The 16,400-nt window shown below is 64.1% G+C and carries 17 protein-coding genes; 9 read left to right on the top strand and 8 right to left on the bottom strand.

All coding sequences use genetic code 11. The features are described 5' to 3' along the window. Window positions 1–150: 150 nt before the first annotated feature. On the top strand, window positions 151–1,050 hold the full coding sequence (locus E1H16_RS17455) for an alpha/beta fold hydrolase (RefSeq protein WP_208379141.1): 900 nt from the start codon (window positions 151–153) through the stop codon (window positions 1,048–1,050). Next, complete coding sequence (locus E1H16_RS19075) at window positions 950–1,552, top strand: phosphatase domain-containing protein (protein WP_424948529.1); 603 nt, start codon at window positions 950–952, stop codon at window positions 1,550–1,552. The genes E1H16_RS17455 and E1H16_RS19075 overlap by 101 nt, the downstream gene beginning before the upstream one ends. Window positions 1,553–1,602: 50 nt before the next feature. On the opposite strand, the gene E1H16_RS17445 is transcribed toward E1H16_RS19075, so the two are convergent. Next, on the bottom strand, window positions 1,603–2,223 hold the full coding sequence (locus E1H16_RS17445; protein WP_134325207.1) for a pyridoxamine 5'-phosphate oxidase family protein: 621 nt from the start codon (window positions 2,221–2,223) through the stop codon (window positions 1,603–1,605). 58 nt (window positions 2,224–2,281) lie between these two features. Beyond that, complete coding sequence (locus tag E1H16_RS17440) at window positions 2,282–3,043, bottom strand: class I SAM-dependent methyltransferase (RefSeq protein WP_134325206.1); 762 nt, start codon at window positions 3,041–3,043, stop codon at window positions 2,282–2,284. 255 nt (window positions 3,044–3,298) lie between these two features. Between E1H16_RS17440 and E1H16_RS17435 the strand changes: the two genes are divergently transcribed. The 4 genes from E1H16_RS17435 (at window position 3,299) to E1H16_RS17420 (ending at window position 9,181) form a co-directional block, all read left to right on the top strand. Continuing rightward, a complete protein-coding gene (locus E1H16_RS17435; RefSeq protein ID WP_208379140.1) occupies window positions 3,299–3,895 on the top strand; it encodes a lipoprotein LpqH in 597 nt (198 codons plus the stop codon). A gap of 107 nt (window positions 3,896–4,002) precedes the next feature. Next, window positions 4,003–7,008: a CHAT domain-containing protein gene (locus tag E1H16_RS18690; protein ID WP_208379139.1), complete on the top strand. Its 3,006-nt coding sequence runs from the start codon at window positions 4,003–4,005 to the stop codon at window positions 7,006–7,008. Continuing rightward, window positions 7,005–8,297 (top strand): hypothetical protein, encoded by a 1,293-nt coding sequence (locus E1H16_RS17425; RefSeq protein WP_134325205.1) that lies wholly within the window; start codon window positions 7,005–7,007, stop codon window positions 8,295–8,297. Before E1H16_RS18690 ends, E1H16_RS17425 begins: the two co-directional genes overlap by 4 nt. Continuing rightward, window positions 8,294–9,181, top strand: a complete 888-nt coding sequence (locus tag E1H16_RS17420; protein ID WP_134325204.1) for a hypothetical protein — start codon at window positions 8,294–8,296, stop codon at window positions 9,179–9,181. Before E1H16_RS17425 ends, E1H16_RS17420 begins: the two co-directional genes overlap by 4 nt. Here E1H16_RS17420 and E1H16_RS17415 read toward each other — a convergent pair. Next, window positions 9,138–9,506 (bottom strand): ArsR/SmtB family transcription factor, encoded by a 369-nt coding sequence (locus E1H16_RS17415; RefSeq protein ID WP_134325203.1) that lies wholly within the window; start codon window positions 9,504–9,506, stop codon window positions 9,138–9,140. The genes E1H16_RS17420 and E1H16_RS17415 overlap by 44 nt on opposite strands. A 112-nt stretch (window positions 9,507–9,618) precedes the next feature. Here E1H16_RS17415 and E1H16_RS17410 point away from each other — a divergent pair, with 112 nt between their 5' ends. Genes E1H16_RS17410 through E1H16_RS17400 form a run of 3 tightly spaced genes read left to right on the top strand, consistent with a single transcriptional unit; the run spans window position 9,619 to window position 12,870 of the window. Further along, window positions 9,619–10,962: an FAD-dependent oxidoreductase gene (locus E1H16_RS17410; RefSeq protein ID WP_134325202.1), complete on the top strand. Its 1,344-nt coding sequence runs from the start codon at window positions 9,619–9,621 to the stop codon at window positions 10,960–10,962. Beyond that, window positions 10,959–12,200 carry an MFS transporter gene (locus tag E1H16_RS17405; RefSeq protein WP_208379137.1) on the top strand — a complete coding sequence of 414 codons (1,242 nt, stop codon included), beginning with the start codon at window positions 10,959–10,961 and terminating at the stop codon, window positions 12,198–12,200. Before E1H16_RS17410 ends, E1H16_RS17405 begins: the two co-directional genes overlap by 4 nt. After that, on the top strand, window positions 12,184–12,870 hold the full coding sequence (locus E1H16_RS17400) for a cutinase family protein (protein WP_166741829.1): 687 nt from the start codon (window positions 12,184–12,186) through the stop codon (window positions 12,868–12,870). Before E1H16_RS17405 ends, E1H16_RS17400 begins: the two co-directional genes overlap by 17 nt. 83 nt (window positions 12,871–12,953) lie before the next feature. On the opposite strand, the gene E1H16_RS17395 is transcribed toward E1H16_RS17400, so the two are convergent. From E1H16_RS17395 to E1H16_RS18495, 5 genes are all read right to left on the bottom strand, one after another. Continuing rightward, window positions 12,954–13,352 (bottom strand): arsenate reductase ArsC, encoded by a 399-nt coding sequence (locus E1H16_RS17395; RefSeq protein ID WP_134325200.1) that lies wholly within the window; start codon window positions 13,350–13,352, stop codon window positions 12,954–12,956. Next, window positions 13,349–14,413 (bottom strand): arsenate reductase/protein-tyrosine-phosphatase family protein, encoded by a 1,065-nt coding sequence (locus E1H16_RS18870; protein ID WP_134325199.1) that lies wholly within the window; start codon window positions 14,411–14,413, stop codon window positions 13,349–13,351. Before E1H16_RS18870 ends, E1H16_RS17395 begins: the two co-directional genes overlap by 4 nt. After that, window positions 14,410–15,501, bottom strand: coding sequence for an ACR3 family arsenite efflux transporter (gene arsB, locus E1H16_RS17385; protein WP_134325198.1), 1,092 nt, complete (start codon window positions 15,499–15,501; stop codon window positions 14,410–14,412). Before arsB ends, E1H16_RS18870 begins: the two co-directional genes overlap by 4 nt. Further along, complete coding sequence (locus E1H16_RS17380; RefSeq protein WP_134325197.1) at window positions 15,498–15,851, bottom strand: ArsR/SmtB family transcription factor; 354 nt, start codon at window positions 15,849–15,851, stop codon at window positions 15,498–15,500. Before E1H16_RS17380 ends, arsB begins: the two co-directional genes overlap by 4 nt. Window positions 15,852–16,036: 185 nt before the next feature. Continuing rightward, complete coding sequence (locus E1H16_RS18495; protein WP_166741828.1) at window positions 16,037–16,186, bottom strand: hypothetical protein; 150 nt, start codon at window positions 16,184–16,186, stop codon at window positions 16,037–16,039. Window positions 16,187–16,400: the final 214 nt, after the last annotated feature.

The following is a 16,400-nucleotide window of genomic DNA, read 5'->3' as shown; positions in this document are numbered from 1 at the left end:
CAATGAACGACGCGAGGCGATTACCTGTGAGGTCATGGCGGCGCCCTCGCAGGTACTAAACAGCCACAGGCATCTCACGACGATCAGAAATATTCTTACGGCCACATAACGACTACGGTCGAGGTGTCACAGCGTCGCGTGGGGAGACTGATGGTGAGACGGGCAGCCAAGACGAGACATCGACTTCGTGAGGCGGCCGGGCTGCGCGTGCGGTACCGCGAGGCCGGCGTGCCGTCCGCCACCGCGGTCGTGTTGCTACACGGCGCACCGAGCTCGTCGTACTCGTTCCGTGAGGTGCTGCCGGTGCTCGGTCAGGACGCGTACGTCGTCGCGCCGGACCTCCCAGGATTCGGTCTCTCCGAATCCCCGCCGGTTGCGGACTACGACTACACCTATGAACGTCTGTCTCTGGTGATCGAGGCATTGTTGGAGGGCCTCGGTATCGAGCGCTACATCCTGTTCGTCACCGACTACAGCACTCCGGTGGGCTACTTCATGGCGACTCGACATCCCGAACGGGTGCTGGGCTTGGTCGTGCAGAACGGCAACGCGCACGAGGCGGGTTTGGGGCCGGCGTGGGACTCGGCTCGACGGTACTGGGCGGAGCCGACCGCACAGAACCGCGACGCCTTACCGGATTGGCTGACCTTCGAAGGAACAAAGGAGACCTACCTGGCGGGGCTTCCTGAGGACGTTGCGGAACTACACGCCGCGGAGTCCTGGCATCTCGATTGGGCCCGTCTGGCACGCCCCGGCGGCACGGACGTGTACTTCGAGTACTTCCGCGACTACGGCACCCATGTTGCGCGGTTCGATGAGATCTCGGCCTACCACGCCACGCATCAGCCACCGTGCATGGTGCTCTGGGGCCGACACGATCCGGCGTTCGATATTGCTGAAGTCCTCGCCTACCACCGAGAACTCGACAGGTTCCAAGCTCACATCTTCGATGGAGGACACTTCCTCCTCGAAACTCACGCGGCCGAGGTCGCCGGCCTGCTCGTCACCTTCACCCGGGATGTGTTCGATGACGCTGTACGGAGTTCATGACGTCGGTACGTGGGTAACCGCGCGGCATCGATCCGCCACACAAGCGAGCAGAGACCGGATACTGATAACTATGAGTTGGCCCAATGGACCTGGTGTCGTCGTGTACCCGGACGGCGCGCGAGTGCGCGGCAAAGGCCTGCGGCGACCATTGACCAGCTCCGAGCTGCCCGATTGGACCCTCTACCTACTGCCTCACGAACCAGACACAGCTACCGCTACAAACCAATCATGGCTGCGATGGCGCGACTTCTGGATTCCGAGCGACCGCGATCAAGCGCGCGGACTCCTGCATGAGGCGTACCGCAGAGCCCGTTCAGGACAACGAGTCGACATCACCTGCACGGGCGGACGCGGTCGTACTGGAACGGCCATCGCATGTATCGCCCAATTCGCCGGTGTTGAACCAGACCACGCTGTGCGTTGGACGAGGCATGCGTATCACCCCAGAGCAGTCGAAACACCGTGGCAACGACGCTACGTCAGGTGTTTTCTGGGCCGCTGATCTTCGGGGTGCCGCACTTATTCGCCCGCGAGGTGCACGGCTTGATCGACTTAGAACGGCCAGATCGGTTCGGGGGCAGCCGGGCTCTCATGCGCCGAGTGGAATTCGGCCGGGATCTCTTCCAGGTCGACGTGGCCGGCCCACACATCAGGCAACGGCGGCGTGATCCCTGCGAGTGGGGGACCGGTGCGTTGCTTCCCGCTGAACTCGACCAGCGGCAGCGAGAAGAGCGCGACGCTTGCCAGTTGCTCGGTGGTAGCCGGCGTCAGGCCAGCGCGGCCAGGCCACACATGCGCAGCCAGAGCATTGAAACTCGACCGCTTGGCGGATTCGTCAGCCACCGGGGTGGCGATGCCGTGCACGACGAGTGATCGGTAATTCATCGAGTGGAACCGAACTTCATTCGCGAGCACGATGCCATCGACGATGGTTACCGCGAACGCGATACGGGTACCAGATTCGAGATCCGTGGCCAGCGGAGTTTTGGCGCGGCAATGTATATGCACCGAGTCCTCAATGCGCACGTACATCATCGGCACGAGGTGCGGATAACCGTCGCGCGTCATGGCAAGATGTCCCATCCGGCCGGCGTCGAGTACCTGCGCCGCGAATTCGAGGTCGTACCGGGCCCGCTGCGGATAACCGCGCACCTGCAATCGTTCGTCCACCATCCCTCGACTTTAGAATGCAGAAGTGCTGATGGGGCAACGTGGCGTCCCGGCCGCGCGCTCAGGTGCCTGGTCGTCGGGCTTCGATGAGATGTCGACGCGAATGGGCGATAAATGGCCCATGCTGTTGGATCACGTCGTGCAGGTCACGCAGGCGTTCGCGGTACTTCTCAGTCGTGAAGCCCGGTACCCACCAAATCACCTTGCGTAACAGGTAAACGACCGCCGCGACGTCGTAAATCTCGATTCGCAGCGTCGCCTCTTGCAGATCGACGATGTCGAGCCCAGCGGCCCGCGCATCGGCGGCTTCGGAATCAGGACGCCGTCCTCGCCGCGCTTCGGGCTGCGGGCCGAGGAAGAATTCGATCAGCTCAAACGCGCTTGCCGGACCGACATGCTGTGCGAAGTAGGTACCGCCGGGGCGGAGGACCCGGGCGATTTCATGCCACCAGATCGTCGCCGGATGCCTGCTGGTCACCAGATCGAAAGCCTCGTCGGCGAAGGGGAGTGGGGGTTCGTCGGAATCGGCTACAACGACTACACCGCGGGGATGTAGGAGTCGCGTTGCCTTAGCCACGTTCGGTGGCCACGACTCGGTCGCGACCGCGATGGCCGGAAACGTTGCCGCCTCGGCGAGTACCTCGCCTCCGCCGGTCTGTACATCCAGCGACGCCGATGCGTTGGTGAGGCGGTCGGCGAGCTGTCGCGCGTAGCCCCACCCGGGGCGCTCTTCGGTTGCCCGTCCCTCTAGCCAGCAGAAGTCCCAACCGGACACGTCGGCGACGGACCCGGCCTCGATCAATGAATCGAACGTGTCAGTCATGACCTACATTCTGCTGCCCGCACTCGCCATCGGCCATTCGCCCTAACTCACTGTGAAGATTCACAGGAACCGTATGCGTCGTCATCGCGTCAAGATTCCTGGTCTCCAGCGCGGCGGCCCCGCGGGTCGGTAGAAATTCGCTCACTCGACCGACGGGGTACGACGAAAGTTGGGATCGGTAGCCGCCAGCGCGCGGTGAGATCGAGTCAACGCCGAACGACACAGGTTCGGCATTACCGAAAGGGCACCACACTCATGAAGATCAAGAAGGTCATGGCCACGGGCATCGCCATTTTCGCGCTGGCTGGCGTCGCGGCCTGCTCAGATGATTCCGGGAGCGGCGACGACTCGAAGAACAACGAGACCACCAGCGACTCCGGATCTGACGCCAGCGCCGACGATGGCACCGACGACGCGAGCGCGGCCGACGGCGACGAGTCTGGCGACGATGCTAACTCGGGCGACGGCGCTGGGTCGGGCGACGTGTCCACCGGCGGAACGACGGTTGTGAAGGTGGACGGGCAAGACCTGGAGAGCATCGATCTGGACTCCGTTACGTGCCTCAAGCAGGGCGGCAAAGTCAACATCGCCAGTGGTTCGGCGAGCGCGCAACAGGGTCTGGCGGTCATCCTCTCCGACGAGGATCCGCCGAAGGTCGAGGCGTTCAGCATCGTCGTTGACGACGTCGCGCTCGCCGTCGCCGAACAAGCCGGCGCGAAGATCGGGTCTGCCGAGGCAACGGTTGACGGTGACGAGTACACGATCACCGGAACGGCCGAGGGAGCGGATTTGAATGATCCGACCGCCGGAATGATCTCGAAAGACTTCGAGATCACGGTGACCTGCTCCTAAGTCCGACTGCGGTCCGCGGCCACATCAGTGGACGCGGACCGTATGGCAATCTGTCGTGTAGTGCAGACCAAGCGCAGGCCATGTCGCCGGACGAATAGGATCATCTGATGCACGGCGACCTGGCGCACGCACGACGACTGGCTTTCGCCAGCGATGAAGAGGCCGCACACCGCCACCTCCTCGGTCTCATCCCCAAGATTGAACGCGCTGACCGTGACGATTGGATGCTCGAGGCCCTCACGCAATTGGGCGACGCCTTCCTGAACCGAAGTGCATACGAGCAAGCCGGTGAGGTCACGCGACGAATCGATGACGTTCTCATCCAGGTTCGTGAACACCCCGACAGCGCCAACTTCACCGAATCCGCTATCAGTCGGTACGACGCATGGCGGAGATACCTGGCATCTGGATTGACCGCTGCCCAAGGAAACCACGATCAGGCGATCCAAGAATTAGAGAACCTGGGCGAGCGACTGCGCGAGCGCACGAGCGAGTCACGCTACCTCCTGGGCAACGCCACCATTCGCTGCGCGCTCGCTCTCGGTGACGACGATCGGTATGCCCAGGCGGCGCCGCTGTGGCAGCGCGTAATGGAAGAACTTGCCGACGAGCGATCCTCGGACGTTTTCCTCGACCGGCTATATGTGTCCGCCGGCCTCGGGTACGGCGGATACTGCGTGGCAACCGGGAACCTGCAGGACGCCGAGGAATGGCTGCAGCGCGCTGCAGCACGAGCGAGCGCGCTCGGGTGGCGCTTCGACGTAGCGAAGGCGCAACTCGAACGCGCAGCGGCCGTTTCATCCGCTGGCAACTACTGGGCGGCGCATCAACTGACCGTCGCGTCCTACCCGACGATCGCCGAGTTCAATCGGGCGCATGAGGTGTCCAGCGCTTGGTACATGTTCGGGCTGACTCACCTACTCATGGGCCAATTGGACGAGGCGGGTCAATGCTGGGACCAGGCCGAATTGCATTGGCGCGAGATCGATAAACCACTGCAACTGTATCGCATGTTGTTACAGCGCAGCTGGATTCCGATCTTCCGCGGCGAGTTCGACGCCGCCACCAAACAAATCGCCCGCGCTCGCGAGGTGCTTGAGGAGTGGCCGCGGAGCAACTGGCTTCATTACGCCCGCCTGGACACGCAACGTGGTGCGGTGTGGCGCGCTGATGCCCTCTCCGATATGGGATTTGAGACCGGCCTGGATCCTGATGCCCCCAGTAGTGACCGCCCCGTCGGGGTCGTTGCTTGCGCACCGGGAACTCCGGAGTATCGCCGCGCCACAAGGAAACTGGCCACCGCCGCGGAACTCATGATTCCCGCCGCGATCGCTGTGGATGCCGAGCGTTACGCCATGATCGATCCGAAGGAGCGAGCCCAGTGGGCGATGCAGGTATCGGCACCGATGCTTGCCGGCGCATTCGCGATCGCCTACGAGGGCGGCGATTCGGCGTTGCTGGCCGAACTCATCGAGTACCACAGCGTCCGTGGAGCGTTCGATACCGACCCGTCGGCGGCGCAGCAGCCCGAACCGACGCATTATCCGCAGGTCGCGCTCCCCAGCGACGATCAACCACCTGTTTCGACCACGTCATTGCGGTTGCTCGGTCCGGCCCCGGACCTCGTGATGGATCCAGGCCGTGGGCCGATTCTGGCGCAGCATCGGTCAGCCGTAACAACCCGATACGGACGCAACATAATTTCTGAAGAGAATCCCTGGGCGACGTGGGTGCGTGGCGTGGACGACGGGATCCCGCGAAAGACGCTGATGCTGCGATATGCCGATGTGGGAGTCGCTACTTACGGCAGCCTGCGCGTTGTCGACGACCCCGACTTGACTATCACCTGGGCGCTTGATGAACCGCTATTGCTCGCAGCGCTGGAAGAACTGGATGCCGTACTGCCCGAGCCACGAGGCGGGGAAGCGCTCGGTGAGGCGGCGACCCGGGCCTTCACGGCGCTGAAGGATCCGCGGGCAGAATTAACGTTCGCATACAGATTAGGCGCGTTGCTGATCCCGCCCGACGCGTGGCGTCGCCTGTACGAACTCACCGACGACCCGCGACCAGACCTATTCGTGGTTCCGTCCGCTCGACTAGGCGCCGTGCCGTGGGGACAATTGGCGATGCCGACGGTGGTACCCGACTTCGACGATTTGATACGCGCCCGCACTGACGCAAGTACCGCCACCGGAGTGCGGCCAGCGCAGATCGCGTGGCCGGACGGTGATATTACGACCTTGACCGACGGATTCAGATTGATGGAACTAGTCGATATCGGGTGGGCGGTACCCGCCAATGTCACCGCTCGCAGGACCGGCGTACGCAGCAAGCTGTCCGGGCCGGACCGCCCGCTGCTCATCCTCGATCCACGGGTTCCTGGGCATCGCGCCGATGGCCCGTTGGGTTCGGTGCTGGGTCGGCCGCGTGACATGAGCGCCGCGAGTCGCTACTTCGCTGAGGTACTTACGAAGTACGACGTCCGACCGTTCGTCGACACCGCGGTTGAACTCTTCCGGCGCAGAGATGTCAACCGGACCTGGCTGGCAAGCGAATTGGCGCGCAAACCGACGCGGCTGATGTACGTGGGACATGCGAGCGGCTCCACCGCTCTTGACGGGCAATCGGGTGCAGAGGATGCTGCCATTCACCTCGCCTGTAGCAACGACGAGGAAGGATACGCCGACGCAGTCGACGGTCATCGTCCGATGCAGGTGCGCGACCTACTGGAATTACAAGCACCCATTCCACCCAAGGTTGCGCTGGTCGCGTGCGCATCGGGCAGTGATGTGCGGTACGACGAGTCGGCAGGTCTGGTCGCGGCGTTCGTCATCGGTGGCGCCGAGTTGGTGACCGCGACGCTGTGGTCGATGCCGACAACAGCGGGTTTCGCCGCAGCTGGTGGAAACGGGGAACTGGACCCGATGGCCGAACTGGTCATCGCGGTCGACACGGCACAACGTACGGCCGACCCACGCCGCAGACTGAATCGTTGGCAGCGCCAGCAGATGCGCGCATGGCGGAACGGGGAGCCCGCGCTGAACCCCATCTATTGGGCTGCCCTCGCGAACTTCGAGGTTGGTCCGATACAGAACGACCAGGACGCCACATGAGAGGACGACGAGGTGAGGGCGCGTCCGGCGTGCCACGGCGGATGGCGATCACGGCCGCATGGCAGGGCATTGGCGCGGGGCTGGATGTGTTCAGTGGCAGCGATGGGACGCCGTTAACCCGCACGATAAAGCGAATCATCGATCCGCTCGTACTTCGCGTTCGAGCACACCCAGAATTCAGTCAGCCCGTGCTCGAGGCCGATGTTGCCGCACGGCTCGGTGAGCAGATCGCCGCACAGGGCGATCGACTGAGGGCCGCGGCAGCCTGGTTCAGCGTGCTCAAGTCACAGCGTCGGGCTATGCGGATCACGGACGGAAACGCGCAGGAACTGTACTTTCCGCTGAGTTACGCGTTGGCGATCGAGTACGCCGCGCCGAGCGCCAACTCCAGGCAGGTCGCGCACAACGAACTGAGCGAGATACACGGTGCCCACAACGAGGACGCGGTCACCGCGCTGGAGTTTCTGAGCAAGGATCCCGATGCGCTTGGCGCACTGCGCGCCCGAGTGAATCGCGACTGGCCCACCACGGCGGAGTCGTGCGACACCGACGGGTTCCTGCTCCGGCTGCAACTGGTGTTCGCCGACGCCCACGATCACCGTGCGCGCACTCGCCAGCAGCAGGCCTGGAGGACTCTGGCAACCGACCGCGCGCCGAGCGCACTGGGGCTAACGCTGCGCGGCGCCGCCCCATGGCCCGGCCGCGATCTCGCGCTATGCGCGTTGCCGCAACAGCCGCCGCCCATCTCCGCGGACGACGCAGCGCGCCGCAGACCACTCGACAAGAGCATCCTTGAGCGGGTGAGGTCAACATTGCGGCGTTCGCGCGATCGTACTGAGCTCCCCGACGTGTCGACGCTGTGCATTCAGGAGGCCGAACGCGCGTGCGCGCCATGGGGTCTGTGCGACGCCAGCGCACAGGCGGTCTTGGTTGCGGGTATCGAGATCGCCGTACAACTCGCGCCGTTGACCGACGATGCCGAGCCTGCAGCCGACCTGCCGCGCCGTATCCAAGCGCGGCTTCGGAAGGAGGCGTACGTGATGCATGCGCGGAGGTATCTCGCCGATGACGAGCCGCTACATCCCCGACAGGCTAGCGTTGTCGGCGAACTGAAGGAGTTCGCAACGCCGTATACCGCCCGTCTGTGGGCGCGCTTGCACGGTCGAGACGTCCGGCAGGAGCCGCACGCAGATGTCGGGCAGGTGCGAACCCTGCTTGACGGAATCGCGCGGTCGGTGAGTCTTGATCACCGGCAGCAGATCAAGTTGATGCTGGGAGCGGGGAGATGAGACTGCACCTGAGCAATGGGATCTGGACCAATGCCACCGATTCAGTCGCCGCAGCGCTGACAATGGTAATAGAGGTCGACGGCGGGCTGATCGAGTGGACCGTCGATGAACCGGACTCGGCGCGCGTGGCCTTGCTGCAATTCGATTCCGCCGACTGGTTATGGCAAGCAGTCGGCGCCGACGACTACGCCCGGCTGCTTGCACACCCACCCTCGCCCATCGAGGTCGAGTGGGACTCGAGCGTCATTGCACCGCTTCGCGACCTCGCCCTCGGCCATTGGATGCGGCGCTGGTGGCCCGCCAGCGCGCGGGACGCGATCGAGCGCCTGGATACGGCCGTATTGGATGCCGAACTTGTCGTACGGACGGCAGCATGCGAACGCTTCTTCGATACCGCCGAATTCGACGCCGAGCTGGTCACGTTGCTCGGCTCAGTCATCGCCCAACAGCGCCGACTTGACGAGGTGGCCGGCGGCGATGATCGGGTCGCGCGTTTGTTAGCGCAATGCCGTGAGCTCGCCGATGAGTTCGGAGTCTCGTCGACATCCGAGGCATATCAGCATTATCAACCAGAATTCGCCCTCGCCGCGGGTAACGACCGCCCGAGGCTGCCGCGCGGACCGATTGCCTCGGGGACATCGTCTCTCAGTTGGAGCGCCGTACCGCCAGACGTCTTCGACGCTGCCGAGGATACCGTCGCGTGGTCGGTACACGGCGACATCGACCCCGAGGGCAATCCGCTCGACGTCAGCATTGTCGCGCGCATCGCGGCCGCGCTCGCCCATGCGCCAGATCGTGACCTCGCCGAGGGCGTGGCGGTAAGTTTCCGATCGGGCGACCTCATCGGAGCCGGTGCGCTCGATCGGCGTGGCCAGACCCCATGAGCGCGGAGACCCGGGCAAGCGCCGCGGGGCTTGCCCGGTAGTAGATCCACGTGCCGCGTCTCTCGGACTCGATGAGTCCGGCCTCGCGCAGCACTTTGAGGTGGTGCGAGATGGTCGCCGGCGACTGCTCAAATGCGCCAGTCAGGTCGCAGACACACACTTCGCCGTCGGGGTGGCACGCGATTAACGACACGAGGCGTAACCGCACCGGATCGCCCAGCGCTTTAAACAGGGGCGCCAGCTCTGCCGCGTCGTCGGTGCCGAGTGGTTCGCACGTCAGCGGCGCGCAGCAGGCTGCCGTCGAGGCTTCTTGAATGACCGTCACCCCTATAATTTGACACACATCGAATAAGGATGCAAACTCGACGAAGCGAATGATTCGAGGGGCATCGAATCATTCGGCGTGTGGGATTCATAGTCGATTGAGGTGCATGTACATGAACGATCTTCCTGTTGTCATCGTGGGTGCTGGTCCTGCCGGGCTTGCCGCTGCTGCGCAGCTGCGGTCGCGGGGGATGGACTCCGTGGTCCTGGAGGCCGGGCAGGCGGCTGGTGCGAGCGTTCGGCAGTGGGCGCATGTGCGTCTGTTCTCGCCGTGGTCGGAGATTGTTGATGTGGAGGCAGAGAAGTTGCTCGCCACCACCGGGTGGAGTCGGCCGGAGCCGACGAGCTATCCGACGGGAGTCGAGTGGGCTCAGATGTACCTGCAGCCGCTGGCCGATGTGCTCGGCGAGCAGGTCCACTATGGCAGCCGCGTGGTGGGTGTTGCTCGGCGTGGGCGCGATCTTGTCGTGGATTCTGGGCGTGAGAGTGAGCCGTTCGTTGTCCATGTCGCCACCGAGAACGGCAGCGAACGGATCGAGGCACGTGCGGTTATCGACGCCTCAGGTACGTGGAGTGCGCCGAATCCGTTGGGTGGGGACGGGTTGCCCGCTGAGGGAGAGCGCGCGGCGGCTGAGCACATTATCTATCGGGTACCGGATCTGAATGATCCGGCGGTGCGGGCGGTGTACGCCGGCAAGCACATCGTGGTCGCTGGCAGTGGTCATTCGGCGATGACGGCTCTGGTGGCGCTGGCCAATCTTGCCGAGCAGCATCCGAGTACACGCGTGTCCTGGCTTGTTCGGCGGGCAAGCACTGGTCATGCGTTTGGTGGTGGTGAGAACGATCAGCTCGTCGCACGCGGCGCGCTCGGTCGACGAGCGCAAGAAGCGGTGACGGCCGGTCACATCACCACCGTCACTGGTTTTCGCACAGCGAGCGTGACCAGCACCGACCGCGGTATGACGCTGGTGTCCTTCGATGGCCAGCAGTTGGACTCCGTCGACGAAATCGTCGTGGTCACGGGATTCCGCCCGGATCATTCGATGCTCTCGGAGGTCCGGCTCGATCTCGATCCGGTGTTGCAGTCTCCGCGTCAGCTCGCGCCGTTGATCGACCCCAACGTGCACTCGTGTGGCTCGGTGTATCCGCACGGCGCTAAAGAGCTCAAGCAGCCGGAGGCGGGTTTCTACCTGGTGGGGATGAAAAGCTACGGGCGCGCCCCGTCTTTCCTTGCCTTGACTGGGTATGAGCAGGTCCGATCCGTGGTCGCCGAGATCGCGGGCGATCACGAATCCGCGGCCCGGGTCGAGTTGACTCTTCCCGAGACCGGCGTCTGCGGTGGCGCGGGTTTGTTCGATGAAGCCGAGACCGGCGACTCGGGCGGCTGCTGTGGCGCACCAACGCAAGTAGAAATGCTCTCCATCGGGGCTCCGGCGGGCGGCCAGTCGCGCGCGTGAGCACCGCGACCGACACGATGCAACCCGGCTCGCTGCATGCGGGCGGGTTGCGTCGCGTGGTGATTGTCCTGTCGATCACCGAGATCACCAGCTGGGGCGTGTTGTACTACGCGTTCCCGGTGCTTGCCTCGTCCATCGTGCAGGAGGCCAGCTGGAGCATGCCCGCGATCACCGCGGCGTTCTCGGTCAGCCAGATCGTCGCCGCATTGGTCGGCATTCCGGTCGGTCGCATCATCGACCGCCGCGGGCCCCGAGCGGTAATGACCTTCGGCTCGATGCTGGGCGTGTTGTCCGTGCTGGTGATTGCATCGGCGCCGAGCTATCCGATCTTCTTCCTCGGGTGGGTGTGCTCGGGGGTGGCGATGGCCGGCGTGCTCTACGCGCCGGCATTTGCGGCCCTCACTCACTGGGGCGGGGCGCAGCGGATCCGCGCGCTGACTACTTTGACGCTCGTTGCCGGCCTGGCCAGCACCGTGTTCGCGCCGCTGACCGCCGCGCTGAACAACCACCTCGACTGGCGCCAGACGTACCTCATCCTGCTGGTGATCCTCACCGTGGTCACGATTCCTGCGCACTGGTTCGGTCTGCGGTATCGATGGGTCCCGCACCACCCCGGCGCGACGGGACCCGACGCGGCGGGGCCTCGATCGGTGATCTCCAGTCGCGCTTTTGTGCTCCTGGCGGTGGCGCTGTGCGCGGCGGCGTTCACTACCTTCGCTGTCGTGATCAACCTGGTACCGCTGTTGGTCGAACGTGGCCTGAGCACCGGCGAGGCAGCCGTTGCACTCGGGCTCGGCGGCGTGGGGCAGGTAGCGGGGCGACTGGGCTACTCCGCGTTCGCGGCACGGACCAGCGCGGTCGCTCGAACGGTGATCATCTGCGGCGCGGTCGCAGTGAGTACCGCGTTGCTGGCCGTGGTTCCCGGGCCGATGTTCGTGCTGATCGCGATCTCGATGATCGTCGGCGTCGTCCGCGGCATCACCACCCTGATCCAGGCGACCGCGGTCAGCGATCGATGGGGCACCCGCGGGTTCGGCCGCATCAACGGCGTCTTGTCCGCACCGATCCTGGTCGCTGCGGCCGTCGCGCCCTTTGCTGGCGCTGCCCTCGCCGAATCCGTCGGCGGCCAGGGGCCCGCGTTTCTGATCCTGTCCCTGATCGCCGTCGTCGCGGCACTCGCTGCGATCGGCACCAGACCACGAGCCGAATACGAGGAATCCCGTGCAGTCCAGTCCTGATCTGCTCATCGTCACTGTCCGCGGAAGCACCGAACCACAAAGCGGTTCGCGACTGCTGATCCCCATCGCGCGGACAGTGATGCGCCAGTACCCGGGATCGTCCCGAGTGCGCGAGCTGACCTACCCCGCATCGTTCGTCTCCTTCAGCACCGAGCATCCCGCGCGGCTCGACCTCGGCATCAGCCCGCACATCGGCGTGCGGAACCTGATCGCCGAACTCAACGAGGAATCGCGGCACAGCCCCCGCCAGCAGTACGTGCTGCTGGGCTGGTCCCAAGGAGCACAAGTCATCACCGATGCACTCGTACCTGCTGACCAACGAATCGCCGGGCAGCAAGCCGGAGCTCTCGATGCGCCGATCGGCGGACGCATTCGCGCGATCGCGCTGTTCGGCAACCCGGCCTTTACCGCCGGCGAGCCCTTCAACGCCGGCACGTTCGCGCCCACGATCGATGGAATCACCCCTCGGCGACGCGGCGCACTGGCCGAATACCAGAGTCGGCTACGCGACTACTGCGCGGCCGGAGACGTCGCTGCACAAGACGCACCGGGCTCTACCGTTGATGGCCATGTCTCGTACTTCCACAACGGGATGCCGGCAGATGCTGCCCGGTTTATCCTCGACCGCTTGATGCAGCCGACGGGTCGACAACGCTCTCTCAGCCGTTAGGACGAACCGCCCGCTTGCTCGGGCGATTACCGGGTCCGGGGAGACTCTGCCCGGACCCGGTGATCACGCGTATCGCGATGGGTTTACGCGGTCAGCTCGTGCAGGAGTTGCTCGACGCGAGTCTTGATCTCGTCGCGGATGGCCCTGACGGCCTCGATATCTTGACCTGCCGGATCGTCAAGGTCCCAATCGAGGTAACGCTTGCCGGGAAAGATCGGACATGCGTCGCCGCAGCCCATGGTGATGACGACATCGGCGGCCTGGACTCCGGGAGTGCTCAGCTTGGTGGGCACTTCGCGTGAGATGTCAATGCCGACCTCGGCCATCGCTTCTTCAGCGGTGGGGTTGATCGTATTGGCGGGGGCTGAGCCTGCCGAGCGGACCCGTACCCGGTCACCGGCCAGGTGCTGTAGGAATCCTGCGGCCATCTGTGATCGACCGGCATTGTGTACGCACACGAACAGTACTTCTGGAATGCTCACGAGTTACTCCGGATGGTGGGGTGGTCGAGGACTTCAGCCAGCAGTTGCGTGACTCGGATCTGGATGTCGTCGGTGATCCGGCGCACGGTCTCCAGATCCGCGCCGTCGGGATCAGCGACGGGCCAGTCCTCGTACCGTTTGCCTGGTACATACGGGCATTCATCGCCGCAGCCCATCGTCACCACCACGTCGGCTGCGTGCAGTACGTCGTCGGTCAGCGGCTTGGGGAACGCATCGGGTGCGGGGATTCCGCGTTCGGCGAGCACTTCCAGCGCGACGGGGTTGACCGAGCCGATCGGCCGCGAACCGGCGGACTGCACGTTAACGCGGGCACCCGAGAGGTGCTTGGCGAGGGCCGCGGCGATCTGCGACCGACCAGCGTTGTGCACACACACAAACAGCAGTCGAGGCAACGGGGTCGGACGGCGACCGCTGGCGACAGCTTTCGCGCCGAGGAGATCTGTTGCGAACCGCTCCACCAGAACCGGCAGGTACGCGGGGATACGGCTGGTGATCGCGAGGGCCGCGTGCGCTTGACGGACGGCCGCGCGAACCTCGACCTCGGTGAATACCCCCTCGAACCGATCGACCAAGTCGGCAACGATCTGCTGATAGCGCCGTGCCTGCTCAGGAGGTTGGCCGGTCACGTCCATGACGAGCGAGACGACACGATCATTGATGTCGTCGCGGATCAGTCGCATCCGATCGATCCCGTCGATGCCCTCGTGTGACGGCTCGACGATGGGCCAGCGTTCGAGCTGGCCGCGCATACCGTCCACCGGCGCGAGTTCGACCTCAGTCCCGAGCAGCACGACGCGGTCCGCTGCGCGAAGCAGATCGGCGTCAATCGCCTTCGGGTGTGCGGTCGCCATATCCGCGCCGGATTCGGCGACCACACGCGCCGAGAGCTCGTTCACGGTTGTTTTCGGGCTAGTGCCGGCCGAGCGGGCATCGATCGCCCGGCCGGCGATCTGGCGGGCGATCGCCTCGGCCATCTGCGACTTCCCGGCGTTACTGACACACAAGAAGAGCACGATCGGCGTGTGCCGCGAGCTTGTCATGGTTCCCTCACAGACTCTGACTGGGCGGATCGTGGTGAGAACGACTTACGCAGTCGCAAGCTCACGTACACAAGCCCGACGAGCACGGGGACCTCGATAAGGGGCCCGACGACGCCGGCGAGAGCCTCACCACTAACGGCACCGAACGTGCCGATCGCGACAGCGATCGCCAGCTCAAAGTTGTTACCGGCAGCTGTGAACGCGACAGTCGTGGAGTTCTGGTAGTCCAAGCCCAGCGCTTTCGCGCTGAAGAACGACCCAAACCACATGACGGCGAAATACGCCACCAGCGGCACGGCAATCCGAGCGACATCGAAGGGGTGCTCGGTGATCTGCCCGCCCTGCAGCGCGAACAGCACGATGATGGTGAACAGCAACCCATACAGCGCGAACGGGGAGATCTTCGGCAGGAACGAGCGCTCGTACCACTCACGCCCGCGCCGCCGTTCGAGCAGGACCCGCGACAAGAACCCGGCCAGCAACGGGATGCCGAGGAATATCAACACCGACTTGGCGATCTGCCACATCGAGATATCCAGCGCGTCCTGCGACAGCCCAAGCCAACCCGGGAGAACCTGCAAGTAGAACCAACCCAGGACGGCGAACATCACGACCTGAAAGATCGAGTTGAGTGCAACCAGGAACGCCGCGGACTCGCGGTTACCGCGGGCCAGATCGTTCCAAATGATGACCATCGCGATACATCGCGCGAGACCGACGATGATCAGCCCAGTGCGGTACTCCGGCAGATCCGGAAGCATCAACCACGCCAGAGCGAACATCACCGCAGGCCCAAGCACCCAATTGAGCACCAACGACAGCACCATGAGCCGCCGATCGCGGGCAACCGCACCGAACCGGTCATAACGCACCTTGGCGAGTGGGGGATACATCATCACCAACAGCCCGAGCGCGATCGGCAGCGAAACCCCATCGAGCTGCACCGCGTTCAGCGCATCGGTCACCGCTGGGACGAAGTTACCCAGCAAGATCCCAACCGCCATCGCACCTGCAATCCACACGGCGAGATAGCGATCCAAAAACGACATTTGGCCGGCGACGCTGTGCTCCCGCGATGTGGTCGTCATGCCGGCACCGCTTCCAGATCAAGTAACGAGGAAAGTGAGGCCACGACCTCGGGCACGACCCGATAATGCACCCACGTGCCCCGACGCTCGCTACTGACCAGCCCGGCAAGGCGCAGCGTCTTGAGATGGTGACTGATCGTCGGCGCCGTCAATTCGAACGCGCAGGTCAGGTCGCACACGCACACCTCATCCTCGGCGCTGGCAATCATCGCGAACAACTGAATCCGCACCGGATCACCCAGCGCCTTGAACTTGATCGCCAAGTCCTCCGCGCTCGAGCGCTCGAGAACTCCAGCCGTCAGCGACGAACAGCACTCCTCGTCCGACATCCCCAAATCGTGATTAGACATGCCTCTAATTTAACAGACATCTAATCAGATCGCCGAATCGCGTCCGCGAAATCGACAACTCGCTGGTTGACCGCCTCGCCGATCGCACCTACTATGGATGGAGCAAATGTTCGACTTCTTGCCTTTGCGGTTCGTGAGTTGGATTGGCCCTCGGTGTAGCTACGGCAGCCGGGGGTTTGCGCTTTTCAGGGGATCCGCACGACGCGGGTGAGGGCGGCGATCTCGTTGTAGAGGGCGGCATCGTTGCGGGTGATCTTTTGGCGATAAGCGCTGCATACCAAGTCTGGTAGCCATAGTAGGTGTTCTGCTGCGGGGGATACTGCTGCTAGTGACATTGTGGGACTGACACTCCCGTCGTTCACCAGGGTGCGGTGAACCGCACGGTCGGCGTTGTTTACGCGCGCGATGCGGTGCTCTTCTGATATGTAGCCACCGCTTGTCAAGGGCAGGGTGAGGTGCCGCCGGGTTCGTGTGGGCCGGCGGCGCCTCGTTGCTTCGTCGAGGTGGCTGGTGAGCGTGTCGTTGGCGACGCGCGGTCAGACTGATATG

The organism is Cumulibacter soli, from assembly GCF_004382795.1.
Lineage (GTDB): Bacteria > Actinomycetota > Actinomycetes > Mycobacteriales > Antricoccaceae > Cumulibacter > Cumulibacter soli.
This window is presented reverse-complemented; position numbering and strand designations above follow the sequence as displayed.

Excerpts from the sequence above, each read along its gene's own strand:
- E1H16_RS17455 (WP_208379141.1), top strand. The coding sequence starts at position 151 with ATGGTGAGACGGGCAGCCAAGACGAGACATCGACTTCGTGAGGCGGCC.
- E1H16_RS19075 (WP_424948529.1), top strand. The coding sequence starts at position 950 with ATGGAGGACACTTCCTCCTCGAAACTCACGCGGCCGAGGTCGCCGGCC.
- E1H16_RS17445 (WP_134325207.1), bottom strand. The coding sequence starts at position 2,223 with ATGGTGGACGAACGATTGCAGGTGCGCGGTTATCCGCAGCGGGCCCGG.
- E1H16_RS17440 (WP_134325206.1), bottom strand. The coding sequence starts at position 3,043 with ATGACTGACACGTTCGATTCATTGATCGAGGCCGGGTCCGTCGCCGAC.
- E1H16_RS17435 (WP_208379140.1), top strand. The coding sequence starts at position 3,299 with ATGAAGATCAAGAAGGTCATGGCCACGGGCATCGCCATTTTCGCGCTG.
- E1H16_RS18690 (WP_208379139.1), top strand. The coding sequence starts at position 4,003 with ATGCACGGCGACCTGGCGCACGCACGACGACTGGCTTTCGCCAGCGAT.
- E1H16_RS17425 (WP_134325205.1), top strand. The coding sequence starts at position 7,005 with ATGAGAGGACGACGAGGTGAGGGCGCGTCCGGCGTGCCACGGCGGATG.
- E1H16_RS17420 (WP_134325204.1), top strand. The coding sequence starts at position 8,294 with ATGAGACTGCACCTGAGCAATGGGATCTGGACCAATGCCACCGATTCA.
- E1H16_RS17410 (WP_134325202.1), top strand. The coding sequence starts at position 9,619 with ATGAACGATCTTCCTGTTGTCATCGTGGGTGCTGGTCCTGCCGGGCTT.
- E1H16_RS18870 (WP_134325199.1), bottom strand. The coding sequence starts at position 14,413 with ATGACAAGCTCGCGGCACACGCCGATCGTGCTCTTCTTGTGTGTCAGT.
- arsB (WP_134325198.1), bottom strand. The coding sequence starts at position 15,501 with ATGACGACCACATCGCGGGAGCACAGCGTCGCCGGCCAAATGTCGTTT.
- E1H16_RS17380 (WP_134325197.1), bottom strand. The coding sequence starts at position 15,851 with ATGTCTAATCACGATTTGGGGATGTCGGACGAGGAGTGCTGTTCGTCG.
- E1H16_RS18495 (WP_166741828.1), bottom strand. The coding sequence starts at position 16,186 with ATGTCACTAGCAGCAGTATCCCCCGCAGCAGAACACCTACTATGGCTA.